The sequence below is a fragment of the Stenotrophomonas sp. 109824_Sma genome (assembly GCF_056480025.1).
The window spans coordinates 4,347,835-4,373,321 of sequence record NZ_CM151078.1 but is presented as its reverse complement, the minus strand read 5'-3'; the positions used below and the strand labels follow the sequence as shown (position 1 = coordinate 4,373,321).

Annotated in this window: 27 protein-coding genes; 16 read left to right on the top strand and 11 right to left on the bottom strand. The window is 67.6% G+C overall.

The annotated features are described in order from the left end of the window. Positions 1-13: 13 nt before the first annotated feature. Both ACZK1G_RS20540 and ACZK1G_RS20535 read left to right on the top strand, forming a co-directional pair. A complete protein-coding gene (locus ACZK1G_RS20540; RefSeq protein ID WP_049443942.1) occupies positions 14-619 on the top strand; it encodes a thioredoxin family protein in 606 nt (201 codons plus the stop codon). Between the two features lie 202 nt (positions 620-821). Continuing rightward, positions 822-1,961, top strand: coding sequence for a hypothetical protein (locus ACZK1G_RS20535; protein WP_101766205.1), 1,140 nt, complete (start codon positions 822-824; stop codon positions 1,959-1,961). An 81-nt stretch (positions 1,962-2,042) separates the two neighbouring features. On the opposite strand, the gene ACZK1G_RS20530 is transcribed toward ACZK1G_RS20535, so the two are convergent. Next, the gene (locus tag ACZK1G_RS20530; protein ID WP_042359011.1) at positions 2,043-2,537 is read right to left on the bottom strand and encodes a MarR family winged helix-turn-helix transcriptional regulator; all 495 of its coding nucleotides are present in this window, start codon (positions 2,535-2,537) and stop codon (positions 2,043-2,045) included. A gap of 129 nt (positions 2,538-2,666) precedes the next feature. On the opposite strand from ACZK1G_RS20530, the gene hppD reads away from it, so the two are divergent. Then, positions 2,667-3,779 carry a 4-hydroxyphenylpyruvate dioxygenase gene (gene hppD / locus ACZK1G_RS20525; protein WP_014038757.1) on the top strand — a complete coding sequence of 371 codons (1,113 nt, stop codon included), beginning with the start codon at positions 2,667-2,669 and terminating at the stop codon, positions 3,777-3,779. 103 nt (positions 3,780-3,882) lie between these two features. Beyond that, entirely contained in the window at positions 3,883-5,190 is a 1,308-nt protein-coding gene (hmgA, locus tag ACZK1G_RS20520) for a homogentisate 1,2-dioxygenase (RefSeq protein ID WP_049443937.1), read from the top strand. 278 nt (positions 5,191-5,468) lie between these two features. Here the strand turns inward: hmgA and ACZK1G_RS20515 are convergent, their stop codons facing one another. After that, a complete protein-coding gene (locus ACZK1G_RS20515) occupies positions 5,469-6,017 on the bottom strand; it encodes a hypothetical protein (protein ID WP_101766204.1) in 549 nt (182 codons plus the stop codon). Between the two features lie 56 nt (positions 6,018-6,073). Between ACZK1G_RS20515 and ACZK1G_RS20510 the strand changes: the two genes are divergently transcribed. After that, entirely contained in the window at positions 6,074-6,757 is a 684-nt protein-coding gene (locus tag ACZK1G_RS20510) for a hypothetical protein (RefSeq protein WP_424143721.1), read from the top strand. A gap of 73 nt (positions 6,758-6,830) precedes the next feature. Beyond that, positions 6,831-7,796 carry a sodium:calcium antiporter gene (locus ACZK1G_RS20505; RefSeq protein ID WP_101766202.1) on the top strand — a complete coding sequence of 322 codons (966 nt, stop codon included), beginning with the start codon at positions 6,831-6,833 and terminating at the stop codon, positions 7,794-7,796. A gap of 87 nt (positions 7,797-7,883) precedes the next feature. On the opposite strand, the gene ACZK1G_RS20500 is transcribed toward ACZK1G_RS20505, so the two are convergent. The 8 genes from ACZK1G_RS20500 to ACZK1G_RS20465 form a co-directional block, all read right to left on the bottom strand. Further along, a complete protein-coding gene (locus ACZK1G_RS20500; RefSeq protein ID WP_049443927.1) occupies positions 7,884-8,273 on the bottom strand; it encodes a Na+/H+ antiporter subunit G in 390 nt (129 codons plus the stop codon). After that, positions 8,270-8,554, bottom strand: a complete 285-nt coding sequence (locus ACZK1G_RS20495) for a K+/H+ antiporter subunit F (RefSeq protein ID WP_006399171.1) — start codon at positions 8,552-8,554, stop codon at positions 8,270-8,272. The genes ACZK1G_RS20500 and ACZK1G_RS20495 overlap by 4 nt, the downstream gene beginning before the upstream one ends. After that, positions 8,551-9,057, bottom strand: coding sequence for a Na+/H+ antiporter subunit E (locus tag ACZK1G_RS20490; RefSeq protein ID WP_014038751.1), 507 nt, complete (start codon positions 9,055-9,057; stop codon positions 8,551-8,553). The genes ACZK1G_RS20495 and ACZK1G_RS20490 overlap by 4 nt, the downstream gene beginning before the upstream one ends. Beyond that, positions 9,054-10,589, bottom strand: a complete 1,536-nt coding sequence (locus tag ACZK1G_RS20485) for a monovalent cation/H+ antiporter subunit D (RefSeq protein ID WP_101766201.1) — start codon at positions 10,587-10,589, stop codon at positions 9,054-9,056. The genes ACZK1G_RS20490 and ACZK1G_RS20485 overlap by 4 nt, the downstream gene beginning before the upstream one ends. Beyond that, a complete protein-coding gene (locus ACZK1G_RS20480) occupies positions 10,586-10,978 on the bottom strand; it encodes a Na+/H+ antiporter subunit C (RefSeq protein ID WP_014038749.1) in 393 nt (130 codons plus the stop codon). The genes ACZK1G_RS20485 and ACZK1G_RS20480 overlap by 4 nt, the downstream gene beginning before the upstream one ends. Beyond that, entirely contained in the window at positions 10,978-13,809 is a 2,832-nt protein-coding gene (locus tag ACZK1G_RS20475; RefSeq protein WP_049443920.1) for a monovalent cation/H+ antiporter subunit A, read from the bottom strand. Before ACZK1G_RS20475 ends, ACZK1G_RS20480 begins: the two co-directional genes overlap by 1 nt. 333 nt (positions 13,810-14,142) lie before the next feature. Further along, entirely contained in the window at positions 14,143-14,628 is a 486-nt protein-coding gene (locus ACZK1G_RS20470; RefSeq protein WP_101766200.1) for an Mpo1 family 2-hydroxy fatty acid dioxygenase, read from the bottom strand. Positions 14,629-15,000: 372 nt separating this feature from the next. Next, on the bottom strand, positions 15,001-15,927 hold the full coding sequence (locus tag ACZK1G_RS20465) for a phosphoribosylaminoimidazolesuccinocarboxamide synthase (RefSeq protein WP_014038746.1): 927 nt from the start codon (positions 15,925-15,927) through the stop codon (positions 15,001-15,003). Between the two features lie 144 nt (positions 15,928-16,071). On the opposite strand from ACZK1G_RS20465, the gene ACZK1G_RS20460 reads away from it, so the two are divergent. From ACZK1G_RS20460 to ACZK1G_RS20415, 10 genes are all read left to right on the top strand, one after another. Further along, entirely contained in the window at positions 16,072-16,401 is a 330-nt protein-coding gene (locus ACZK1G_RS20460) for a J domain-containing protein (protein WP_005411327.1), read from the top strand. A 57-nt stretch (positions 16,402-16,458) separates the two neighbouring features. Beyond that, on the top strand, positions 16,459-17,133 hold the full coding sequence (gene rpe / locus ACZK1G_RS20455; protein WP_032127160.1) for a ribulose-phosphate 3-epimerase: 675 nt from the start codon (positions 16,459-16,461) through the stop codon (positions 17,131-17,133). A gap of 58 nt (positions 17,134-17,191) precedes the next feature. Next, the gene (locus ACZK1G_RS20450; RefSeq protein ID WP_197622250.1) at positions 17,192-17,674 is read left to right on the top strand and encodes a GNAT family N-acetyltransferase; all 483 of its coding nucleotides are present in this window, start codon (positions 17,192-17,194) and stop codon (positions 17,672-17,674) included. 201 nt (positions 17,675-17,875) lie between these two features. Further along, positions 17,876-18,829: a lipid kinase YegS gene (gene yegS, locus ACZK1G_RS20445; protein WP_049443912.1), complete on the top strand. Its 954-nt coding sequence runs from the start codon at positions 17,876-17,878 to the stop codon at positions 18,827-18,829. Positions 18,830-19,025: 196 nt separating this feature from the next. After that, positions 19,026-20,501, top strand: coding sequence for an anthranilate synthase component I (gene trpE, locus ACZK1G_RS20440; protein WP_049443910.1), 1,476 nt, complete (start codon positions 19,026-19,028; stop codon positions 20,499-20,501). A gap of 67 nt (positions 20,502-20,568) precedes the next feature. Continuing rightward, positions 20,569-21,348, top strand: coding sequence for an SIMPL domain-containing protein (locus ACZK1G_RS20435; protein ID WP_101766199.1), 780 nt, complete (start codon positions 20,569-20,571; stop codon positions 21,346-21,348). Between the two features lie 2 nt (positions 21,349-21,350). Continuing rightward, positions 21,351-21,938: an anthranilate synthase component II gene (locus ACZK1G_RS20430; protein WP_014038739.1), complete on the top strand. Its 588-nt coding sequence runs from the start codon at positions 21,351-21,353 to the stop codon at positions 21,936-21,938. Positions 21,939-21,954: 16 nt separating this feature from the next. Next, on the top strand, positions 21,955-22,986 hold the full coding sequence (gene trpD, locus ACZK1G_RS20425) for an anthranilate phosphoribosyltransferase (protein WP_101766198.1): 1,032 nt from the start codon (positions 21,955-21,957) through the stop codon (positions 22,984-22,986). A 74-nt stretch (positions 22,987-23,060) separates the two neighbouring features. After that, a complete protein-coding gene (trpC, locus tag ACZK1G_RS20420; protein WP_101766197.1) occupies positions 23,061-23,855 on the top strand; it encodes an indole-3-glycerol phosphate synthase TrpC in 795 nt (264 codons plus the stop codon). Further along, positions 23,852-24,568, top strand: coding sequence for a haloacid dehalogenase-like hydrolase (locus ACZK1G_RS20415; RefSeq protein WP_101766196.1), 717 nt, complete (start codon positions 23,852-23,854; stop codon positions 24,566-24,568). Before trpC ends, ACZK1G_RS20415 begins: the two co-directional genes overlap by 4 nt. 118 nt (positions 24,569-24,686) lie before the next feature. On the opposite strand, the gene ACZK1G_RS20410 is transcribed toward ACZK1G_RS20415, so the two are convergent. Beyond that, positions 24,687-25,448: a sulfite exporter TauE/SafE family protein gene (locus tag ACZK1G_RS20410; RefSeq protein ID WP_014038735.1), complete on the bottom strand. Its 762-nt coding sequence runs from the start codon at positions 25,446-25,448 to the stop codon at positions 24,687-24,689. Between the last annotated feature and the right edge of the window lie 39 nt (positions 25,449-25,487).

Sequence of the window (25,487 nt, the reverse complement as noted above, 5' to 3'; positions counted from 1 at the left end):
GAGGGTAGAAGGCATGCGCAGCAAGCTCGGTAGTGCAGTGGTGGTGGTCTGTGCGGCGCTGATCGGCGCCTGTTCCGAACCGCAACCGCCTGCCGCTGCCGAGCCTACGCAACCCCTGGATACCCGACCCACCGAGCCACCGGTCGCTGACCCCAGCGAACCGGTGGCCTCGGGCAACACTCCGGTGGCGGCGGACATCGCCGCCATCGCCGGGCTCGGCGCGCAGTTCGACCCGGCCCGCGACCCCGCCGACGATCTGGCCACCGCCAAGGTGGAAGCCCAGCGCGGCAAGAAGCGCATCCTGCTCGAGGTCGGCAACGCCGCCTGCGATCGCTGCCAGGCGCTGGACGAGATGGTGGAAGGCAACGGCGACCTGCGCCGCTTCCGCGATGCCCACTACGTGTGGGTGAAGGTCAACGCCAGCGACGAACAGCCCAACGCTGCCTTCTTCGCCCAGTACCCGGTGATGGAACGTGACTACCCGTACCTGCTGGTGCTCGACGCCGATGGTGGCCTGCTGGTGTCGCAGGCGACCGGTGAGCTGCGCAAGGGCGAAGCTTTCCAGCCCGCACGCGTGACCGCGTTCCTCAAGCAGTGGGCGCCTGACAAACCGGAATAGGGTAGTGCCGGCCGCTGGCCGGCAGCTTCGGTGGGTGCCGACCGTTGGTCGGCACTGATGTTGGGTCGCATCCACGCATGGCGTGGATCTACTGTGGTTGCGGTCACATTCCCGGAATCGGCATCTCAATATCGCACCGCGCTCGCCGTTACCGGCAAGGACCTCAGTCGACGCCCCGTCGACGCAACCTACCGGAACGCCCATGCACAGCGACCACGCCGAACGATTGCCCGAACCTGCCAGCGACCTGGCCGAGGGTGGGGCAGGCGAGGGCGTGACCCTGCCTCCGCAGGAGGCATTGCTGGATGACGCCGGTACCGGCGAGGACACCGTTGAACTGGCACCGCCGCGCCACCGGCTGCCGCAGATCGCGCTGCCCGACAACGTGGTGCTGAAGGGCGCGGTGCAGAAGCTGGTCGAGCAGAAGGCGCGGCTCGATGCATTGGCTGCCGAAGGCCAACTGGCCGGGTTGCTGCCGCCGGAATGGCAGGGCCACGGCGTGCGTGCCATCGATCTGTCCACCTTCATCCAGGGCGTGCTGCCGTTCCTGCAGCCGGGCGAGCGGGGTGAGACCGCACCGGCGCGGCTGCCGGTACGCCACGTGCTCGGTGACGACAGCCGCTGGGGCCTGGAGGATGTCTCCGAACCTAAATCACTCGCGTGGTATCTGGCCAGTGACGAACGCGCCACTGCCGGCAGCAAGGACGTGGCAGAAGCCTACCTGGTGGGTGCACTTGGCCTGGCGTGGATGCAGGAAGGGCGCAGCCGCCCGGGCTTCCTGCGTGCGATGGGCCAGGACAGCCTGGCCGCGCGGGTTACCATGCTCGGCTACCCGCCGGCCAACGAACTGGCGCTGTACAGCGTCACTGCGCACGGCCAGCCGCAGATCTGGTGCGTGCACGGTCGCCGCCGCATGCGCCCGCTGGTGGCGCCATGGCTGAGCGTGCCGCTGCTGACCGCCTATGGCGTGCCGGCCCCCGTCGCGTGGCCGTCCAGTTTCCCGCCGGTGGAGGCGGTTGCGGAGCTGCTGGCGACTGCTCGCCTCGGCCGCGCGCTGCCGGAAGTGGACCTGGGCAAGGTCGTGGCGAAGATCGCCGAAGATGCCGCGTCGGATGCCTGGCAACCGGTCAGCCTGCTGCAGCTCAACACCTGGTCACCGCGCTGGCACTTCTTCCTGGGCACCTTCGTCGGCCTGCCGTCGCTGCTGCTCGTAGCGGCCGCGCTGGCGCTGCCGGGGGCAGTCGAAGCCGCCACCGTCGCGGCCTCGCTCGGCTTCGCCGGCGGTGCCATCGCCGCGCTGGCCGTGCCGTGGATCCATGCACGGCGCAAGCACCTGAGCTGAAAAAAGGGGACGGAGGGGATTAAGTCGTATCAGGCACACATGTGCTGATTACGACTTAATCCCCTCCGTCCCCTTTTTCTTTCAGACCCCTTCGCCCATCCGCTCCAGGCCTTCGCCGGCCAGGCGCAGGATCAGCTTCTCCAGCACCTGCTCTTCCTCGTCGCTCAGTACCGACATCAGCTTGCGGGTGATCTCGATCACCATCGGCGCGATGGTCTCGTACACCTCGAAACCGGCTGCCGACAGCGCCAGCACCGAGCGGCGGCGGTCGTCACCGTGGGTCTCGCGCTTGATGAAGCCGCGCTCCAGCAGGCGGGCCACGGCGCGGCTGACCGCCACCTTGTCCATCGCCGTGCGGTCGGAGACCTCGCTGGCCGAGGAGCCCGGGTACAGCGCCAGGATGGTGATCACCCGCCACTCGGGGATCGCCAGACCGTAACGATCGCCGTATAGCTTGGCGATGTTGCCGCTGACCCGGTTGGACAGCACGCTCAGCCGGTACGGCAGGAACTGTTCCAGGTCGAGCAGGACGTGCGAGGCACGCAGGCGGGTCGAAACGGGATCGGCGGGGCTCATGTTGCGGTGCACCTTGCTGGTGGTTTCAAGTGTAACTATAAGGGGTGGGTCCAGACCCTGCATTCTCGCCGGGTCCCTACCTGCCCGCACCTGGTTTGTACCGATGCGGTACCGATTCGGAGCCACGCCATGAATACCGCAGTCCCGACCGCCTCGCATCCCAACCCCGGCATGCAGGTCACCACCTTCGAGAACCCGATGGGCATCGACGGCTTCGAGTTCGTCGAATTCGCCGCCCCGGCCGGCCGTGGCCAGGAGCTGCACGAGTACTTCCGGAAGATGGGCTTCAGCGCGGTGCTCAAGCACAAGCAGCGTCCGATTACCGTCTATCGCCAGGGCGACGTCAACTTCCTGGTCAATGAAGACCCGGATTCGTTCGCCTCGGACTTCGCCGAAAAGCACGGCCCGTGCGCCTGCGGCTTCGCCATCCGCTTCAAGAAGCCGGGCGCGGAGGTCTACCAGACCGCGCTGGGCAACGGCGCCGAAGCCATCGCCTTCAAGCCGGACAGCAAGGCGGTCAGCGCGCCGGTCATCAAGGGCATCGGCGACTGCATGCTGTACCTGGTCGATCGCTACGGCAGCGCCGGCAGCATCTTCGACGGCGACTACGAGCCGATCGCCGGCGCCGACCTGCACCCGGTGGGCTTCGGCCTGACCTTCATCGACCACCTGACCCACAACCTGTACTTCGGCAACATGCAGCAGTGGTCGGACTACTACGAGCGTCTGTTCAACTTCCGCGAGATCCGCTACTTCGACATCAAGGGCCTGAAGACCGGCCTGGTGTCCAAGGCGATGACCGCGCCGGACGGCATCGTGCGCATCCCGCTGAACGAATCGTCCGACCCGAAGAGCCAGATCAACGAGTACCTGGACGCGTACAAGGGCGAGGGCATCCAGCACATCGCCTGCTTCACCGAGAACATCTACGAGACCGTCGAAGCGATGCGCGCGCAGGGCGTGGACTTCCTCGACACGCCGGAGACCTACTTCGACGTGATCGACCAGCGCGTGCCGAACCACGGTGAAGACGTGGCGCGCCTGGCGAAGAACAAGATCCTGATCGATGCCGATCCGGAAACCCACCAGCGCAAGCTGCTGCAGATCTTCACCCAGAACTGCATCGGCCCGATCTTCTTCGAGATCATCCAGCGCAAGGGCAACGAAGGCTTCGGCGAAGGCAACTTCACCGCGCTGTTCGAAAGCATCGAGCGCGACCAGATCCGCCGCGGCGTGCTGTAACGTTCAACGGTAGCGCCGGGTCAAGCCCGGCGCCTGCTCATCTGTAGAGCCGAGCCATGCTCGGCTGCTTTCCGTTCCGGTCCCGCCGTACCCAGGAGCCCTCATGTCCACCGCCCTCACCGCCCGCGGCTACCAGTCCGGTTTCGGCAACGAATTCGCCACCGAGGCCGTGGCCGGTGCACTGCCGGTCGGGCAGAACTCGCCGCAGAAGGTGGCCCACGGCCTGTACGCCGAACAGTTGACCGGCACCGCCTTCACCGCGCCGCGTGGCAGCAATCGCCGCAGTTGGTTGTACCGGATCCGCCCGGCGGTCACCCACGGCGAGTTCACCCCGTTCGCGCAGTCGCAGCTGCAGTGTGATTTCGGCGCACAGCCGGCCTCGCCGAACCAGCTGCGCTGGAGCCCGCTGCCGTTGCCGGAGCTGCCGACCGACTTCGTCGAAGGCCTGTACACCATGGGTGGCAACGGCTCGCCCGATGCGCATGCCGGCGTGGGCATCCACCTGTACGCGGCCAACCGCGACATGGTCGGCCGCTACTTCTACAACGCCGATGGCGAGCTGCTGATCGTGCCGCAACTGGGCGCGCTGCGCCTGCTGACCGAGCTGGGCGTGATCGAGATCGAGCCGCAGCAGATCGCGGTGATCCCGCGTGGCGTGCGCTTCCGGGTGGAACTGCCTGACGGCCCGAGCCGCGGCTACATCTGCGAGAACTACGGCGCGCTGCTGAAGCTGCCTGACCTCGGCCCGATCGGCTCCAACGGCCTGGCCAACCCGCGCGACTTCGAGACCCCGCATGCGGCGTTCGAGGATGTCGATGGCGATTTCGAACTGATCGCCAAATTCGAGGGCCGCCTGTGGCGTGCGCCGATCGACCATTCACCGCTGGACGTGGTGGCCTGGCACGGCAATTACGCGCCGTACCGCTACGACCTGCGCCGCTTCAACACCATCGGTTCGATCAGCTACGACCATCCGGACCCATCGATCTTCCTGGTGCTGCATTCGCCCAGCGACACGCCCGGCACCAGCAACATGGACTTCGCGATCTTCCCGCCGCGCTGGCTGGTGGCGCAGAACACGTTCCGCCCGCCGTGGTTCCACCGCAACATTGCCAGCGAGTTCATGGGCCTGGTGCATGGTGCGTATGACGCCAAGGCCGAAGGCTTCGTGCCGGGCGGCGCGTCGCTGCACAACTGCATGAGCGGCCACGGCCCGGACGCGCCGACCTTCGACAAGGCATCCAATGCGGACCTGTCCAAGGCGGACGTGATCAAGGACACGATGGCCTTCATGTTCGAGACCCGCGCGGTGATCCGTCCGACCGCGCAGGCATTGGCGGCCGGCCATCGCCAGGGCGATTACCAGCAGTGCTGGAACGGCCTGCGCAACAACTTCCGGTCGTCGCGCTAGCGTGGTGGGTGCCGACCTTGGTCGGCAAGGATCCTGATCGCATCCACGCATGGCGTGGATCTACCGCTTGCCGCTCTTGGTGGGTGCCGACCTTGGTCGGCACGGATCCTGATCGTATCCACGCATGGCGTGGATCTCCTGGTTGCCGCTCTTGGTAGGTGCCGACCTTGGTCGGCATGGATCCTGATCGCATCCACGCATGGCGTGGATCTACCGAAAGGCGGTCGTGAGGCAGTAGATCCACGCCATGCGTGGATGATTACCGCCGGAACCTGCGCTTACGCCGCTTCGGCGAACGCGCCGCAATGCTCCAGCGGCAGCGCTTCCAGCAGGCGTTGGCGCACGCGCTGGCAATAGCCCTCCGAGGTCAGCCCGGGCAGCATCTGCATCGCCGAGTGCAGCACCTGCAGTACTTCACCTTCGGCGCGTGCCTGCTGCAGGTCGCGGAACAGCGCCGCCGCCTGCGGATGGCGCTGCATTTCCAGGATGCCCAGCACGTAGATGCGCGCAGCTACCAGCGAGCGGCGGCGCTCCACTGCGGTGGCCGGAGTTGCCGCAGGTGCTGCGGCTGGTGGTGTGGGCGGAACCGGCGCTGCCGCGGGTGCCGGCGACGGCGGTGGGGCCGCGGCGGCGGTACCGGTGCTCAGGTAGCCGGCCTGCACCAGCTGGATCACCATGGCCGGCGCGTCCTGGCCGAGCAGGCCGGTCAGGTCGGCAATGCTGCGCTGGCCGTCGCACAGGATCAGCAACCGGCGCTGGCGCATGTCCAGCGGCGCGCGGTGGGCTTGCAGCGCGGTTCGGGCGAGATCTGTCTTGCGCGGTTGCATGGAAGGGACAGCCAAGTCGGTGCACGCCGAGCCTGAACGAGGGCGATGAAACCGCGATGACAATGCAGCATCTGCACGTGTGCTGCGCTAGCGTGCAGCTACCTTCGTGCCAGGGAACCGCACCGATGAAGCACCTTCCGATTGCCGGTCTTTTGCTGCTGTCGCTCACCGCCTGCAACCGCAGTGCCGAGGCCCCGTCGCCGACCATCGCTGGCCCCAGTACGGGCGCCGCAGCCACGCCTGCACCGATGGCCCCGGCCGCCGCGCAGGGCCCGGCGCGCCTGGATGGATTCGCTGGCGCAACGCTGGGCGCTGGCATCGCAGAGGTCCGCAGTGGTTTTGGCACACCGCTGCAGGGTCTGGGCACCGACGCCAGTGGCAAGCCGTTGCCGGCTGACGACGGTAACGACGGCTGTTATTTCCTGCGCCCGCAGGATGCCGAAGACCCCCGCCTGATGATCGAAGGCCGCAAGCTGGTGCGCTACGACGTGCGCAGCGCCGCCATCGCCGCACCGGGCGGCGGCAAGGTCGGCATGACCCTGGGCGAGCTGCAGGTGCTGTACCCCGAGCGCGGTGACGTCGGCCCTGACAAGTACGACGAGAAGGCCCAGCACCTGCGCGTGCGTCCGGCACAGGAGGGGAAGGCGGTGATCGACTTCGCGCTCGGTGCCGATGGCCGGGTCAATGCCTGGCGCGTCGGGCAGACCCCGCAGGTCGATTATGTGGAAGGCTGTGGCTGATCCTTGATCCACGGCCCAGCCATGCGCGCGGGGCCAGCGTAGAATCGCGCCACGACCGCTGGGGGAGTGCTCGATGATCGCCATTGCCATTGCCTGGTTCCTGCTCGGCCTGCTGTTGCTGGCGCTGGGCGGGGACTCCATCGTCAAGGCCGTGTCCGGCCTGGCCCAGCGCTTCGGGGCCAGCCCGTTCACGGCCGGACTGCTGCTGCTCGGGGTGACCACCTCGTTGCCGGAACTGGCGGTCAACGCGCGCGCGCTGGCGGTGGGCCAACCCGAGCTGGCGCTGGGCAATGCCGTCGGCAGCAGCATCGTCAACCTGGGCTTGACCCTGGCGCTGGCGGCGATTGCCGCGCCGCTGCTGCTGCGCGCGCGCCTGCAGACGGTGCTGTGGTGGTCGCTGCTGGCGGCTGGCGTGCTGCTGATCCTGTTCGGGCTGGATGGTTGCCTGGCGCGCTGGGAAGGCGGCGTGCTGGTGGCAGGCTTCATCGTCGTGCAGGTGCTGCTGCTGCGCCGTGGCCGTAGCGAGAGCGCCGAGGTGCAGGCGGCCATCGCCGAATCCGCGCTGAGCCGCACCAGCCTGCCGTTGAACGTGCTGCGGGTGCTGATTGCTGCGCTGACGCTGTACTGGGGCGCGCGCCTGGTGGTGGGTGCGGCAGCGGACTTCGGTGCCGCGTTGGGCTGGACGCCGCTGCTGGTCGGCCTGCTGCCGGTGGCGATCGGCACCGCATTGCCCGAGGTCGCGACGGCCATCGCCGCCGCGCGTCGCGGTCACGGCGACATGGTGCTGGGCCACGTGCTGGGCTCCAGCGTGGTCAACCTGCTGCTGGTGATCGGTGCGATGGCGATGCTGCAGCCGTTGGCGCTGCCGGCCTCGTTCGTGCGCCTGGAACTGCCGGCGCTGCTGGCGTTCGCGCTGGTGTTGTACCCGATGCTGCGTGGCGACCTGAAGATAAGCCGAGGAGAAGGCGGAATCCTGCTGGTCGCCTTCGTCGGCTGGTTCGTGCTGGAACTGCTGCTGGTGGGCGCACCGGCGTTGTAGATCCACGCTCTGCGTGGATGCGGTTGATTTCGTGCCGACCAACGGTCGGCACCCGCCGGGTGTCACCCTGCCGGCCAGCGGCCGGCACTACCGATTCTGCGCGTGCTCTTCTTCCCGCACCGGTTCCGGCGGCGGCAGCTGCTCTTCGGCGGCCGGTTCGTTGCCCGGCAGGCTGGGGCGGGTTTCCATCAGCAGTGACAGCGCGGCCTTGGCCATCATGTGGGCGCTGATCGGCGCGGTGATGAACAGGAACACGGTGATCAGCAGCTCGCGCGGCTGCGGGTCCTGGCCGAGGAAGATGTGGTAGCACACCGAACACACCAGCACGCAGCCCACGCCCAGCGTGCTGGCCTTGGTCGGTGCATGCAGGCGCTTGAAGAAGGTGGACAGCTTCACCAGCCCGAGTGCGCCGACCAGGATGAAGAAGCAGCCGAACAGCAGCAGGATCGACAGGCCGATCTGGATCGCGGTGATCATTCGACGATATCCCGGCGCAGCACGAACTTGCTCAGCACCACGGTGCTGCCGAAGCCGAGCATGGCGATGACCAGTGCGGCTTCGAAGTAGATCGCGGAGTTGAGGTACATGCCGAACAGCATCAGCTCGGCGATGGCGGTCACCGACAGGGTGTCCAGTGCGAGGATGCGGTCGGGCACGGTCGGCCCGCGCAGCAGGCGCCAGGTGGCCAGCAGCATGGCCAGGCCGACCACGTGCATGCACACCACCAGCGTGGTCTGGATGATCTGGAATCCAGTCATGGGAAGATCTCCATCAACGGCGCCTCGTAGCGGCGCTTGATCGTATCGATCAGGTCCTGTGGGTCCTCCAGGTGCAGCACGTGCACCAGCAGGAACTTGCGGTCGTCGCTGAGCGCGGCCGAGACCGTGCCCGGGGTCAGGGTGATCATGCTGGTCAGCGCGGCGATGCCGTGGATGTTGGCGATGTCCAGCGGCAACCAGATGAAACCCGGGTGGATGTTCTTCTCCGGGCCCAGTACCTGGATCGCCACGCGGATGTTGGACATCAGGATGTCCCACAGGGTCACGCACAGCAGTTTCGGCAACGGGCGCAGCGTGCCGATGCGGGCGAACTCGCGGTCCAGGCGTGCGGCGAAGAGCGGCACCACCACGCCCAGCAGCAGGCCCAGCACGATCTGGCCGAGGGTGAAGCTGTCGGACATCAGCAGCCAGAACGCCACCACCATGATGCTGAGCATCGGCGAGGGAATCAGGCGACGGAACAGGGAGCGCTGGGCGGTCATGGCTGGCGGATCTCCGGTGCGGTCGCGCGCAGCTGCTGCACGTACTCGCTGGGTTGCAGCAGCTGTGCAGCGGTGGCGTCGGTGTAGCGCATCAGCGGCGCGGCGGCCAGGGTCATGCCGATGCCGTAGGCCAGCAGGATGCAGGCGGCGTACAGCTCGACCCTTCGCAGGCGTGCCTTGCGCGGCTTCGGTGCATCGGCCTCGACCGGCGGCACGCGCCAGAACAGGCGGATGCCGCCGCGGGTCAGGCCCATGATCACCAGCAGGCTGCTGACCAGCACCGCGGTCCACACCGGACCGGTGTACTGCGCCGGCATGCCGGCCAGCAGCGCGGCCTTGGCCAGGAAGCCGGACAGCGGCGGCAGGCCAGCCACCGACACCGCGCCGATCAGGAACAGCACCGCCGGCGTTTCCTTGCCCGGCATCGGCGCGACCACTTCCTTGCGGTCGCTGGCGCCACCGCGGCGGCGACGGATCAAGTCGGCAACCAGGAACAGCGCGGCGGCGACGAAGCTGCTGTGCGGCAGGTAGTACAGACCGGCCGAGAGCACCTGCGGCGTGCCCACCGAGAAGGCGATGAACAGCGTGGCCGCCGACACGATCACCAGGTACGAGATCAGCACGCGCAGGCGGGTCGCGGCCAGGGCGCCGAGGCCACCCAGCACCAGCGTGGCCACACCGGCCCACAGCAGCCAGTCGCGGCCGTAGCCGGCCATCGCGCCGGCGTCATCGCCGAACCACAGCATCTGGATGCGGAGCACCGAATACAGGCCGACCTTGGTCATGATCGCGAACAGCGCGGCCACGGCCGCCGGTGCACGCGAATAGGCCTCCGGCAGCCACAGGTACAGCGGCATCAGGGCGGCCTTGGCGCAGAACACCAGCAGCAACAGGCCCATCGTCGCCTTCACCAGGGTCAGCTGCGCCGGCGGCACCTCGGCGATGCGCTGCGACAGCTCGGCCATGTTCAGCGAACCCAGCGAGGCGTACAGCAGGCCCAGCGCGATCAGAAACAACGTCGAGGCGGTGACGTTGAACACCACGTAGTGCAGGCCGATGCGCATGCGCAGGCCGCGGCCGCCACTGAGCAGCAGGCCGTAGGAGGCGATCAGCATCACCTCGAAGAACACGAACAGGTTGAAAATGTCGCCGGTCAGGAACGCACCGTTGAGGCCGACCAGCTGGAACTGGAACAGGGCATGGAAGTGCGGTGCGCGCCGGTCCCAGCCCGAGCAGGCATGCAGCAGGCAGGGAATGGCCAGCAGCAGGGTGGTCAGCAGCATCCATGCCGACAGGCGGTCGGCCACCAGCGCGATGCCCAGCCGCGACGGCCAGTCGCCGAGCAGGTAGACGTTGATGTCACCGCTGGCGGTGGTGGCGAACAGCAGGCCCACCGCCAGCGCCAGCGCCGACAGCGAGGTCCAGGCCACCGCGCGCTGCACCCTGGGCCCATAGCGGCGGTGTTCGACGAACAGCGAAAGCGCGGCACCCAGCAGCGGAATCAGGATCGGCAGGATCACCAGATGGTTCATGCGCGGTCCTCGCCCTGGCGCGGCGGCACACCCTCATCCTGCAGGTCGTCATCCGGCTCGTGGGCGTCCACGTGGTCGCTGTGGTTGTCGCTGCGGCTGCGCATGGCCAGCACGATGCTCACGGCGGTCATCGCGAAGGCGATCACGATCGCGGTCAGCACCAGCGCCTGCGGCAGCGGATCGGTGTAGTTGCCGAGGTGGCTGTCCACGCCCTCCTGCAGCACCGGCGCCTTGCCCAGCACCACGCGGCCACCGGCGAAGATCAGCAGGTTGGTCGCATAGGACAGGAAGGTCATGCCGAGGATCACGTCGAAGCTGCGCGCACGCAGCAGCAGGTAAACGCCGATGGCGGTCAGCACGCCGATTGCGGAGGCCAGGGCCAGTTCCATCAGTGCATCTCCCCGGTGCGTGCCGAGCGGCGTTGCAGGTCGATCTCGCCCTTGCGCGCGGTGCGGGTACGAGAGGGTTTCACGGTGGCCATCATCGACAGCATCAGCATCGCGCCACCGAACACCACCAGATACACGCCGATATCGAAGCCGATCGCGCTGGCCAGCGGCACGTCGCCGATCAGCGGCAGGTGCAGGTCGAGGTGGCCGCTGGTCAGGAACGGCACGCCGAACAGCATCGACGCGCTGCCGCTGAGGATGGCGATCAGCAGGCCCATGCCGATGCAGCGGATGTAGTCGAAGCCGAAGCGCGATTCCACCGATGCGGTGCCCTGGATCACGTACTGGATCAGCAGCGGCACCGCCAGCACCAGGCCGGCGATGAAGCCGCCGCCCGGCGCGTTGTGGCCGCGCAGGAACAGGAAGATCGACACGGTCAGGGTCAGCGGGAACATGATCTGCGCCAGGTCGGCCGGCACCGGCAGCTTGATCGGCGGGCCGGGCATGATCTGCTCAGGTGCCATCCGCGTGCGCCGCAGCAGGGCATGGACCACCAGCGCGGCGATGCCGAACACGGTGATCTCGCCGAAGGTATCGAAGCCGCGGAAGTCGACCAGGATCACGTTGACCACGTTCTGGCCGTAGGCCTCGGGCAGCGCCCGGCCCAGCAGTTCGCCGGCCATCGTGTTCGGCGGAAGGGTCATCGCGGAGTACGCCAGCGCGCCAAGGCCGGCACCGGCGATGATCGCGATCACCGCGTCACGGCGCTTGCGCCAGCGCGGCCGCTCCGGCCCGGACTGCGCAGGCAGGTAGTTCATGCCCAGCAGCATCAGCACCAGGGTCACCATCTCCACCAGCAGCTGGGTCAGGGCCAGGTCCGGCGCGGACAGGAACACGAAGGTCAGCGCCACCATCAGGCCGACGCCGCCGACCAGCAGCACCGCCAGCAGGCGCTGCTTGTAGACGCGCAGGGTGGCGACCGCGCAGGCCATCATCACCAGCCACAGTGCCCAGCCCAGCAGCGGAATCGGCTGCGGTGCGGTCCAGTTCGGCGAGGCCGGGTTGGCCACGAACGGCGCGGCGGCGACCACGATCGCCACCAGCACCAGGCCCAGCAGCATGCGCTGCAGGCTGCCATTGGCGATGCCGTTGGTCAGGCGCATGGCGAGCGCGGAGATCGCATCCAGCTGCGCATGGAACACGTTGCGGCCGGTGGTGCGGGTTTCCACGCCGTGCAGGTTGATCAGCTTGCGCAGGCCGAAGTACAGCGCCACGCCGCCGACCACGCCGATCGCGCTCATCGCCAGCGGCAGGTTGAAGCCGTGCCATACCGCCAGGCTGTACTCGGGCATGGCATTGCCGAGGATCGAGGCCGCGGCGGCATGCAGCACCGGCGCCACGGTCAGCGCCGGGGCCACGCCCACCGCAATGCAGATCACCACCAGCAGTTCCACCGGCACCTTCATCCAGCGCGGCGGCTCATGCGGCACGCGGTCGAGGTCGTGCGGGCCGGGGCCGAAGAAGGTGTCGTGCACGAAGCGGAGGCTGTAGGCCACGCCGAACACACCGGCCAGCAGCGCCGCGATCGATACGGCCGTGCGCATCGCGCCTGGGCCGCCGCCGGCGGTCAGCGCTTCGGCGAACAGCATTTCCTTGGACAGGAAACCGTTGAGCAACGGGATGCCGGCCATCGCCAGCGAGGCGATGATCGCCAGCGCGCTGGTGAACGGCATCAGCCTGCGCAGGCCTCCCAGCTTGCGCATGTCACGGGTGCCGGTCTCGTGGTCGATGATGCCGGCGGCCATGAACAGCGAGGCCTTGAAGGTGGCGTGGTTGAGGATGTGGAACACGCCGGCCACGACTGCCATCGGCGTGGACAGGCCGAACAGCAGGGTGATCAGGCCCAGGTGGGAAATGGTCGAGTACGCCAGCAGGCCTTTCAGGTCGTGCTGGAAGATCGCGTTCCAGGCACCGATCAGCAGGGTCAGCGCGCCGATGCCGCTGACCGTGTAGAAGAACAGGTCGCTGCCGGCCAGTGCCGGATGCAGGCGCGCCAGCAGGAACACGCCGGCCTTCACCATGGTGGCCGAGTGCAGGTAGGCCGAGACCGGGGTCGGCGCCGCCATCGCGTGCGGCAGCCAGAAGTGGAACGGGAACTGCGCGCTCTTGGTGAAGATGCCGGCCAGCACCAGGAACAGGGCGTAGGGGTACAGCGCGCTGGCGCGGATCTGCTCGCCGGCGGCCAGCACCACGTCCAGGTCGAAGCTGCCGACGATGCGGCCGATCAGCAGCACGCCACCGAGCAGGGCCAGGCCACCGCCGCCGGTGATCACCAGCGCCATGCGCGCGCCTTCGCGGGCGTCCTGGCGGTGCGACCAGAAGCCGATCAGCAGGAACGAGCTGATGCTGGTCATTTCCCAGAAGATCATCAGCAACAGCAGGTTGCCCGACAGCACCATGCCCAGCATGGCGCCCATGAACAGCAGCAGGTAGCAGTAGAAGCGGTGCGCGTTGTCCTGCTGGCTCAGGTAGTAGCGCGCATACAGCACCACCAGCGCGCCGATGCCGAGCACCAGCCCGGCGAACATCCAGGCCAGGCCGTCCAGGCGCAGGGTGAAGTCCAGGCCGATCTGCGGCAGCCAGGGCACCAGGGTGCGGACCACCTGGCCATCGAGCACTGACGGGGTCAGCCAGCCGAGGATGGCCAGCCCGCCCAACGGCGCCAGCGCCGCCAGCCAGGCAGCAGTCGAGCGCGAACTACGGGGGAAGGCCGCAACAGCCGCTGCCATCAGGAACGGCAGGGCCAGCAGCAGGGGCAGGCTGGGGAGCATGCAGGGAATCCATGATTCACGAGCAGGTCAGGGAGGATAACAGGCTGCGAAATGTCGCCGAAACCCATCGAACAGCGATCAATTGCATGTAACGTTCGCTGATTCATTTTTTCTGCGGCGCAACATCACGTTCCTGCATCACTTCCCTGGTTGCCCTCGGGGGACACCCTACGCCCACGCAGGGAGACCGCAGGCCCTGTCGCACAGGGGCTGCCGTCGACGGGCGGGCGATGGGGAGCGGATCACCGGCGCAGGCTGGCAGGGCTCCCGTGGACTACGGGTGACGGAATCTGCCCGTTCAGGAAACGACGGCCGCTGTCGGCCGCCGCCAGGTCAGTAGCGCCAGTCGAGCTTGCGGTAGAACTTGGCCATCACCCAGGCCGGTCCGATCAGCAGATAGGTCAGGTCGGTCAGGAAGCTGGGCTTGCGGCCCTCGAACTTGTGGCCGATGAACTGCGCGATCCAGGCCACCACGAACACGCCCACTGCCAGCCAGCGCAGGGCATGCAGGCCGATCTCGGCCTCCAGCAGCCGGCACAGGCAGCCGAACACGAAGAACTGGATGAGCATGCCGATGCCCAGCGGGCGCGACAGCTTGTTGTAGAAGCACCAGGCGCTGAACATCGCGAACGCCGACCAGATGCCGTACTGGAACCAGGTGATCAGCGGCGGCAGGCACCACAGCAGGGCCACCACCGACCACAGGATCGCCGGGACCGCCACCACGTGGATGCGCTGGTTGATCACATTGCGGTGGTCGTCGGAGTAGCTGGCGAAATAGCGGTCGATCGGCCGCGCAAGCTCGGTGGATGTCTGCATGCGGCCAGCATACTCCCGCCGGAGCCGTCAGTAGAGCCAGGCCATGCCTGGCTGCAGGCTTGCGGGGTCGCCGGCCAGCGGCCGGCACTACCCCCAGGCAACCTGTAGTAGAGCCAGGCCATGCCTGGCTGCAGGCTTGCGGGGTTGCCGGCCAGCGGCCGGCACTACCCCCAGGCAACCTGTAGTAGAGCCAGGCCATGCCTGGCTGCAGGCTTGCGGGGTTGCCGGCCAGCGGCCGGCACTACCCCCAGACAACCTGTAGTAGAGCCAGGCCATGCCTGGCTGCAGGTGTTCGCTGAGGTTGCCGGCCAGCGGCCGGCACTACCGCATTCAGAACGCCCCCCGCCTTTCCGGTCGGGGGGCGCAGGCGGATCAGTCGACGCTGATCCCGGCCAGGCGCTGCAGTGCCTCGGCGTACTTGGCGCGGGTGCGCTCGATGATCTCGGCCGGGATGCTCGGGCCCGGGGCGGTCTTGCCCCAGTCCAGCGTCTCCAGGTAATCACGCACGAACTGCTTGTCGTAGCTCGGCGGGCTGGTGCCCACTTCGTACTCGTCGGCCGGCCAGTAACGCGAGGAATCCGGCGTCAGCATCTCGTCCATGATGTACAGGCGGCCATCGGCATCGGTACCGAATTCGAACTTGGTATCGGCCAGGATGATGCCGCGCTCGCGGGCGTAATCGGCGGCGAACTTGTAGATGCGCAGGGTGGCGTCGCGCACGCGCTCGGCCAGGTCCGCACCGACCTGCTTCACCATCGCATCGAAATCGATGTTCTCGTCATGGTCGCCGACGGCGGCCTTGGTCGAGGGGGTGAAGATCGGCTCCGGCAGCTGCTCGGCCTGGCGCAGGCCATCGGGCAGGTCGATGCCGCTGACCTTGCCGGTGCGCTGGTAGTCCTTCCAGCCGCTGCCGATCAGGTAGCCGCGGGCGATCGCTTCCACCGGCACCGGCTTCAGCTTGCGGGTGACCACCGCGCGCTTGGCGTACAGGGCCGGGTCCACGCCTTCGGGCAGAACGCTGGCCACGTCGATGCCGGTCAGGTGGTTGGGCATCAGGTGCGCGGTCTTGGCGAACCAGAAGTTGGAGACCTGGCAGAGCATCTCGCCCTTGCCCGGAATCGGGTCGGGCAGGACCACGTCGAACGCCGACAGGCGATCGGTGGCCACCATCAGCAGGTACTCGCCCGGCGGGGTTCCGGCTGGCAGCCGCTCGCGCGGGATATCGAACACATCACGCACCTTGCCGCGATGGCGCAAGGGCAGGCCGGGGAGATCGGATTGCAACAGCGTGGTTGGCACGGGCACTCCTGGGGCGTTGTCGATACGGCTGCTGCCCAACGGACCCGGCGGGCCCGCTGACCAGCGGGCGGCCTAGTGTAAAGCGGTCCGGGCCCGCTGTGACGTAAAATGAGCGTCCATTTCGTCGGTCGACCCCGGAGCGCCATGCGCTGGTACGGAAAACTGCTCGGATTCATCGCCGGCGCCCTGCTGTTCCGGCCCAATCCGCTGTTTGGCGCGGTGGTCGGCCTGTTGATCGGCCACGCCTTCGACTCGGACTGGTTCCGCCTGAACAAGGAGAACCCGTACCGGGAGCTAGGGCTGACCTCCGAGGCCACCGATGCCGAGGTCGAGCGCGCCTACCGCAAGCTGATCTCGCAGTACCACCCCGACAAGCTTGGCGGCGCCGCCCCCGAGCTGCAGCAGCAGGCCGAGCAGAAGTCGCGGCGGATCAATGCCGCCTACGACCGCATCAAGACCCTGCGCAAGCGCTGATTCCAGAGTCCCGCCTGCGGGCGGGAGAACCTTTTCCCCGTTCCGAAGGCCCCGGCCATGTCCAACTGCCTCATCGCCCCCTCCATCCTGTCCGCCAACTTCGCCCGCCTCGGCGAGGAAGTCGACAACGTCCTCGCCGCCGGTGCCGACTGGGTCCACTTCGACGTGATGGACAACCACTACGTGCCGAACCTGACCATCGGCCCGATGGTCTGCCAGGCGCTGCGCAAGCACGGCGTCACCGCGCCGATCGACGTGCACCTGATGGTCGAGCCGGTGGACCGCATCATCCCGGACTTCGCCGAAGCCGGTGCCACCTACATCAGCTTCCACCCGGAAGCGAGCCGCCACGTGCACCGCACCATCCAGCTGATCCGCTCGCTGGGCTGCAAGCCGGGCATCGTGCTCAATCCGGCCACGCCGGTGGACATCCTCGACTGGGTGCTGGACGACCTTGACCTGGTGCTGCTGATGTCGGTCAACCCGGGCTTCGGCGGCCAGGCCTTCATTCCCTCGGCGCTGGACAAGCTGCGCGTGGTGCGCAAGATGATCGATGCCAGCGGCAAGGACATCCGCCTGGAGATCGACGGCGGCGTGAAGGCCGACAACATCGGCGAGATCGCCGCCGCCGGCGCCGACACCTTCGTCGCCGGTTCGGCCATCTTCAACGCCAAGACCAGCTACCAGGACGTGATCGCGCAGATGCGCGCCAACGTCGCCGCGGCACGCTGACAAAAAGGGGGCGGAGGGGATTAAGCTCGCTTGGTCCCCTCCGTCCGCTTTTTCGCCCATGGCTCTGTTGAATATCCGCCCGGCCACCGTCGCCGATGCGGGCCTGATCCTGCATTTCATCCGCGAGCTGGCCATCTACGAGAAGGCCGAGCATTCGGTGCAGACCGACGAGATCGGCATCGCCGAAAGCCTGTTCGGTGCCGATGCCACGGCGCGCGCGCTGATCTGCGAAGTCGACGGCGAAGCGATCGGCTACGCGGTGTATTTCTACAACTACTCGACCTGGCTGGGCCGCAAGGGAATCTACCTGGAAGACCTGTACGTCAGCCAGGAAAAGCGTGGTGTGGGCGCCGGCAAGGCGCTGCTGAAGTACATCGCACGCCAGGCCGTGGCCGAAGGCTGCGGTCGTTTCGAATGGTCGGTGCTGGACTGGAATACCCCGGCCATCGAGTTCTACACCGCCGCTGGCGCCACGCCGCAGGACGAGTGGACCGTGTACCGGTTGCAGGGCCAGGCGCTGCACGATTTCGCCAACGGTTGAGGCGCACTCCCAGCACACCCCAAAAAAGCCACGCCAATCACTGGCGTGGCCTCGCTGCATGCGTGGGAGGCTGATCCTGCCTCCATCCGTCGTCCCTGCTATGGCCTTCCATTCTCCAGCAGCTGAATGACACCTGCGTGACATTCACTGCGGACAAACAGCGCATTGCTAGCCTGTGCCGCCCCCTCCTGGAAGCTCCGCATGACCGCACCGCGCTGGCGCCTGATCCTCAATGGCAAATCCGCAGGCAACGAGGAACTGCGCGAGGCTGTCGGCCATTGGCGCGGGCAGGGCGTGCAGCTGGACGTGCGGGTGACCTGGGAGGACGGTGATGCCGAGCGCTACGTGGCCGAGGCCATCGATCACGGCGTGGACGTGATCGTTGCCGCCGGTGGCGACGGCACGCTCAGTGCGGTGGCCGAAACCCTGGCGCACCGTGAGGAAGCGGCGGATGCGTTGCCCTCGCTGGCGCTGATCCCGATGGGAACCGCCAACGATTTCGCCACGGCTGCGGGTATTCCGACCGAGCCAAAGGCGGCCTTTGCATTGATCGGACAGTCCACGCCGCATGCCATCGATCTGCTGCGCGTGGACGCCGATGGCACGCCCTGGTGGTGCGCCAATCTCGCAAGCGGTGGCTTCGGCACGCAGGTGACGGTGGAGACCGATGCCGGCCTGAAGAAGATGCTGGGCGGGCTGGCCTATGTGATCACCGGCATCGCCAAGCTGGGGCGGATCGAGCCGATCCATGCACGCCTGTCGGGTCCGGATTTCGCGTGGGAAGGCGACTTCATCGCGCTCGGCATCGGCAATGGCCGGCAGGCCGGCGGTGGCCAGCAGTTGTGCCCGCAGGCACTGATCGACGATGGGCTGCTGGATGTAACCGTGCTCCCGGAGCTGGAAGGTGAGGTCACCGCCACCCTCGGCCAGATGCTGAAGTCCGGCACCCAGGCGGCGCTCGAACAGCTGGCCACGCGCGCGCGACTGCCGTGGCTGCAGGTGGAATCCGAGCGCCCGTTGACGCTCAACCTGGACGGCGAACCGGTTCAGGCCCGCCAGTTCCGCATCGCGTGCGTGCCGGGCAGGGTGCGGATGCATCTGCCGGCCAGCTGTCCGCTGCTGGGCGGGGTCTCCGCTGCGAACGCCCCGGCGTAGCGCCGGTCACTGCGGCTGCCCCGGCGTGCCGTGGTTCAGTTTGGCGGGGTTCCCCTCCCGCCCCGGCTGCGATACAGTCAAGGGGTGTCCAGCCTGACGACCCCGCATACCCTTTCTTCCGCACGCCGTTGGTGGCGATGGTGGCCCGTTGCCGTCGTCCGCCCCCATAACGCTGTGTCCCGGAAGGAAAGTCGTCTTGAACTCGCACGCTCAGTTTCAGCTGCAGGCCGCTGAAGGCCACACCCATATTCCCGTCGTCCGTGAAGTGCTGTCCGACCTGGACACGCCGCTTTCGGTCTATCTGAAGCTCGCCGACGGCCCCAATACCTACCTGTTTGAATCCGTCGAAGGCGGCGAGCGCTTTGGTCGTTACTCGATCATCGGCCTGCCGGCGCGCCGCGTGTACGCCTTCCATGGCCACACGCTGACCGTGCGCGAAGACGGCCAGGTGGTGGACACCCGCGAGGTGGCCGACCCGTTCGCCGAAGTCGAGGCGCTGCGCAGCGCCCACTCGGTGCCCAAGCTGGAAGGCCTGCCGGGCTTCACCGGCGGCCTGGTCGGCTGGTTCGGTTTCGAGTGCATCGGCTACATCGAACCGCGCCTGGCGCCGCCGGCCGGCCGCGATGAGCTGGGCACGCCGGACATCCTGCTGCTGGACTCCAACGAGCTGGCGGTGTTCGACAACCTCAAGGGCCGGTTGTACCTGATCGTGCATGCCGACCCGCGTGTCGACGGTGCCTTCGAGCAGGCCCAGGCGCGCCTGGATGCGTTGACCGCCAAGCTGCGCGCACCGGGTGCCGGCTATCCGGCGCCGCTCAACAGCGACGTGCTGGACGAATCCGATTTCGTTTCCGGGTTCACCCGCGAAGGCTTCGTCGATGCGGTCCAGCGCAGCAAGGAATACATCCGTGCCGGCGACATCTTCCAGGTGGTGCTCAGCCAGCGCCTGAGCGTGCCGTTCAAGGCGCGCCCGGTGGATGTGTACCGCGCGCTGCGCGCGTTGAATCCCTCGCCGTACATGTATTTCCTCGATGTCGGCGACCTGCAGGTGGTCGGTTCCTCGCCGGAAATCCTGGTGCGCCTGCAGGATGGCGAAGTCACCGTGCGTCCGATCGCCGGCACCCGCCCGCGCGGCGCCACCGTCGAGCAGGACCTGGCGCTGGAAGCAGAGCTGCTGGCCGATCCGAAGGAGCGCGCCGAGCATCTGATGCTGATCGACCTCGGCCGCAACGACGCCGGTCGCGTGTCCAAGGCCGGCACCGTGGAAGTGGGCGAGCAGTTCGTGATCGAACGCTACAGCCACGTCATGCACATCGTCAGCGAAGTGACCGGGCAGCTGCAGCCGGGCCTGAGCTATGCCGATGTGCTGCGTGCCACGTTCCCGGCCGGCACCGTCAGCGGCGCGCCGAAGATCCGCGCGCTGGAAGTGATCCGCGAGCTGGAACCGATCAAGCGCAATGTCTACGCCGGCAGCATCGGCTACATCGGCTGGCACGGCGATGCCGATACCGCGATCGCGATCCGCACTGCGGTGATCAAGGACGGCCGCCTGTACGTGCAGGCCGGCGCCGGCATCGTCTACGACTCGGACCCGGACAAGGAATGGGACGAGACGATGAACAAGGGCCGCGCGCTGTTCCGCGCCGTCGCCCAGGCCGCCAAGGGTCTGTGAAGTTCCCCGTGCCGTGGCCTGCGCCGCGGCACCCTCCGCTGTTCCCATTCAAGACAAGGAGTACCGCATGAAGCTGCTGAGCGCATTGCTGTGGTCGTCACTGCTGGCCACGATGGCCCCGTCTGCGTGGGCGCAGGCCAACACCATTCCCTCGCAGCCGCATCTGCTGGTGAAGGGCGAGGCGCGCCGCGAGGTGATGCCTGACCGGTTCGGCCTGCAGTTGAACATCGAAGAGACCGACATGGACGCAGATGCGGCGCGGCGCCGCGTGCAGGACAACGTTGCCCGCGCGCTGGCGCTGTTCAAGCAGAACAAGGCGGTGGAGGGCAGCGTGCGTGCGGACAACCTGCGGATCGGCCCGGCGACGCGCTATGAGCAGAACCGGCAGGTCTTCATCGGCACCCGCGTGTCGCGCCAGTTGCGTGCCAGCTTCGCCAGCGTGAAGGCGATGCAGGACGTGCTGGGCGCGCTGAAGGCCAACGAGAACGTGCAGGTCAGCAGCGTGGCCCCGATCTACTCGGGTGAAGTGGCGCTGCGACGTGAACTCAAGGGCGAGGCTGCGGCCAAGACCCGCGAGTCCGCGCAGGGGCTGGCCAAGGCCTATGGAACGAAAGTGCGTGGCCTGTACAGCATCTCCGACGTGGCGCCGGACTTCGCCTACGGCATCCAGGCCGGGCAATGGCCGCAGCCGGGCGAGGATGGTGAGTATCTGGACAGGATCTCGGTGACCGGCAGCTATGCACCGGCCTCGGCACCTGCGCCCGGTGCACCGGAGTCCATCGAAGCCGGCCCCATCACCTACACCGAAAACGTATACGCCATTTTCCTGATAAGCGACGGAACCTGACCATGTTGTGGATGATCGACAACTACGACAGCTTCACCTACAACCTCGTGCAGTACCTGCAGACGCTGGGCGCCGAGGTGAAGGTGGTGCGCAACGATGCGATGAGCGTGGACGAGATCGCCGCGCAGAAGCCCGAGCGCATCGTCATCTCGCCCGGCCCGTGCACGCCCAACGAAGCGGGCGTGTCGCTGGAGCTGATCCAGCGCCTGGGCCCGACCACGCCGATCCTCGGCGTGTGCCTGGGCCACCAGGGCATCGGCCAGGTCTACGGCGGCACGGTCATCCGTGCCGGCAACATCATGCATGGCAAGACCTCGCCGATCCGCCATGAAGGCAAGGGCGTGTTCGCCGGCCTGCCGGACCGCTACCAGGCCACCCGCTACCACTCGCTGGTGGTGGACAAGAACAGCCTGCCCGATGTGCTGGAAGTGACCGCCTGGACCGAGAACGACGACGGCTCGATCGAAGAGATCATGGGCCTGCGCCACCGCCAGTTCCCGGTGGAAGGTGTGCAGTTCCATCCCGAATCCATCCTCACCGAACACGGCCACGCCCTGCTGCGCAATTTCCTGCAGCGCCCGGCGGCCTGATCCAAGGAGCATTCCCATGAGCTTCTCCCCCCAGGAAGCCCTGCAACGCACCATCGAGCACCGCGAAATCTTCTTCGACGAAATGGTCGACCTGATGCGGCAGATCATGCGCGGCGATGTCTCGCCGATGATGACCGCCGCCATCCTCACCGGCCTGCGCGTGAAGAAGGAAACCATCGACGAGATCGCTGCGGCGGCCACGGTCATGCGCGAATTCGCGCTGGCGGTGCCGGTGGCCGACAGCACACACCTGGTCGACATCGTCGGAACCGGTGGCGATGGTTCGCACACCTTCAACATCTCCACCTGCGCGATGTTCGTCGCCGCCGCGGCCGGTGCGCGCGTGGCCAAGCACGGCAACCGCAGCGTGTCGTCCAAGTCCGGCAGCGCCGATGCGGTGGAAGCACTGGGCGCGGCCATCGAGCTGCAGCCGGCCCAGGTGGCTGCTGCGATCGAGCAGACCGGCATCGGCTTCATGTTCGCGCCGATCCATCATCCGTCGATGAAGGTCGTCGCACCGGTACGCCGCGAGATGGGCGTGCGCACCATCTTCAACATCCTAGGCCCGCTGACCAACCCGGCCAGTGCCCCGTCGGTGCTGATGGGCGTGTTCCACCCCGATCTGGTGGGTATCCAGGCGCGGGTGCTGCGCGAGCTGGGCACCGAGCGCGCCATGGTGGTCTGGGGCCGCGACAACATGGACGAGATCTCGCTGGGTGCCGGCACCCTGGTCGGCGAGCTGCGCGACGGCAAGGTGCGCGAGTACGAGATCCACCCGGAAGATTTCGGCATCGCCATGTCGGCCAGCCGCAACCTGCGCGTGGACAGCCCGGAGCAGTCCATCGCGATGCTGCGCGCGGTGCTGGACAACGAGCCCGGCCCGGCGCTGGACATTGTGGCCCTGAACGCCGGTGCTGCGCTGTACGTGGCCGGCGTGGCCAGCGACATCGGTGACGGCCTGGCCCGCGCCCGTGCCGCCATCGCCAACGGCAGCGCCCGCCAGCGCCTGCAGCGGTATGTGGAGACCACCCGCGCGCTGGTTGCCTGAGCGCGCGGTTCAGCCTGACCCCCTTGATGGCCGATAATGGCCGTCCTCACCGCCCCCGCACCGAACCGAAGACGATGAGCGACATCCTGCAGACGATCCTGGCCCGCAAGGCCGAAGAAGTGGCCCAGCGCCGCGCCCAGCGCCCGCTCGAGGAGCTGCAGGCCGCCCTGGCCAGTGCCCCGCCGGTACGTGGCTTCGTGCGCGCCTTGCAGGCGGCGGTGGCCAACGGTGACCCGGCGGTGATCGCCGAGGTGAAGAAGGCCAGCCCGTCCAAGGGCGTCATCCGCCCCGACTTCCGCCCGGCCGACATCGCGGTCAGCTACGAATTCGGTGGCGCCAGCTGCCTGTCGGTGCTGACCGACGTGGACTTCTTCCAGGGCGCCGACGCCTACCTGCAGCAGGCCCGTGAAGCCTGCACGCTGCCGGTGCTGCGCAAGGACTTCGTCATCGACGACTATCAGGTGTACGAGGCACGCGTGCTGGGCGCCGACTGCATCCTGCTGATCGTGGCGGCGCTGGACGACACCCAGCTGGCCACGCTGTCCGAACTGGCGCTGTCGCTGGGCATGGACGTGCTCGTGGAAGTGCACGACATCGATGAACTGGAGCGCGCGCTGCAGGTACCGGCGCCGATGATCGGCATCAACAACCGCAACCTGCGCACGTTCGAGGTGTCGCTGCAGACCACGTTGGACATGCAGAACGCCGTGCCGCGTGACCGCCTGCTGGTCACAGAGAGCGGCATCCTCGGCCCGCAGGACGTGGCGCTGATGCGTGACGCCGGCATCCACGCCTTCCTGGTGGGCGAAGCCTTCATGCGCGTGGAAGAGCCGGGCGAGGGCCTGCGTCAGCTATTCTTCGCGGCATGACAACGCACTATCCAACGCCGCGCGAGGATGCGCCGCTGGTGGTCTTCGACTTCGACCACACCCTCTACGACGGCGATTCGGGTACCCACCTGTTCGCCTCGCTGATCAAGCGCAACCCGCTGCGCATGCTGGCGGCGCTGCTGGTCACGCCGATCGCCGGGCCGATGGTGGCGATGCTGCCGACCCGTCGCGCGGGCATCTCGGTCTATGTGTGGATCGGCAGCTTCGGCCTGCACCGTGCGCGTGACTTCAACAAGGTGATCGACGCCTACGTGCTGCGCAACCAGGCGCAGATGCGCGCGAAGCTGCTGCCGCAGGCGCTGGAGGTATTCGCCGCGCACCGCGTCAAGGGCGACCGCGTGGTGGTTGCCACGGGTGCGCCGCCGGAGCTGGCGCGCGCGATCCTGGCTTTCGTCGCCCACCAGGACGTGCCGGTGATCGGCACCGAGGTCGGCCCGCGGCTGGGCGGCGTCGGCCCGACCCGCCACTGCCACAACGAAGAGAAGATGCGCATGCTGCGCGAGCGCGGCTACGGCGACATCGACATCGCGTATTCCGACAGTACTGCCGATCTGCCGCTGCTGCTGGCCGCCAAGGCGCCAGTGGTGGTGAACCCGAAGCCGGGCCGCGTGGACTTCTTCCGCCGCGTGCTGCCGGCCGGCACCCGCATCCTCAACTGGGGCTGCGTGGACCGTGGCGGCGACAAGGCGTAGCCCGGGGTCAGATCCCCGTAGGGGCTCTGACCCCATCGCACGGTGATGGATCTGCCGGCCAGCGGCCGGCACTACCCCTTTTCCGTCCAGGTAGTGCCGGCCGCTGGCCGGCAAGCATTCAGCGCGCCAGATACCCGGTCAGTGCGTGGCCGATCTGGAACAGGCTGATGCCCAGCACCAGCACGCCGACGGCCACCAGTACCCAACGCTCCTTCAGACGCTTCACCAGCAGGGCGGCCACCGGTGCGGCCATCATGCCGCCGATCAGCAGGCCGGCCACGATCTGCAGGTGATGCAGCCCCATCGACAGCAGGAACGTTGCTGAAACCGTCAGGGTGACCACGAACTCGGCCGCGTTCACCGTGCCGATGGTGGTGCGCGCCTGGCCGCCGCGGGCGAGCAGGGTGGAGGTGGCCACCGGCCCCCAGCCGCCCCCGCCGCTGGCATCCAGGAAGCCGGCCACGAAGCCCAGCACCGGCACCCGCTTGACCTCGCCCTTGGGCATCAGTCGGCCGGCGGCACGTGCCAGGATGATGATGGCCAGCACCAGCAGGTAGAGATAGATGAGCGGGCGGATCACCTCGCCGGGCAGCTGGGTCAGGCCGTAGGCACCTACGGCGCCGCCCACAGCGCCGGGCAGCGCCAGGCGCAGGAACAAGCGCTTATCGACATTGCCGGCGACCAGATGCGACACGCCGGAGGCGCCGGTGGTGAACACCTCGGCGGTGTGGATGGCGGCGCTGGCCTGCGCGGGCGGAATGCCCATGGCCAGCATCACCGACGACGACACCAGGCCGAACGCCATGCCCAGCGCGCCGTCGACCAGCTGGGCGCCGAGGCCGATGAGGATGAACCACCAGAATGCGCTGCTCAGTTCCATGTACCGAGCCTAGCGCGCGAAGGAGTGCGGACCAAGGTC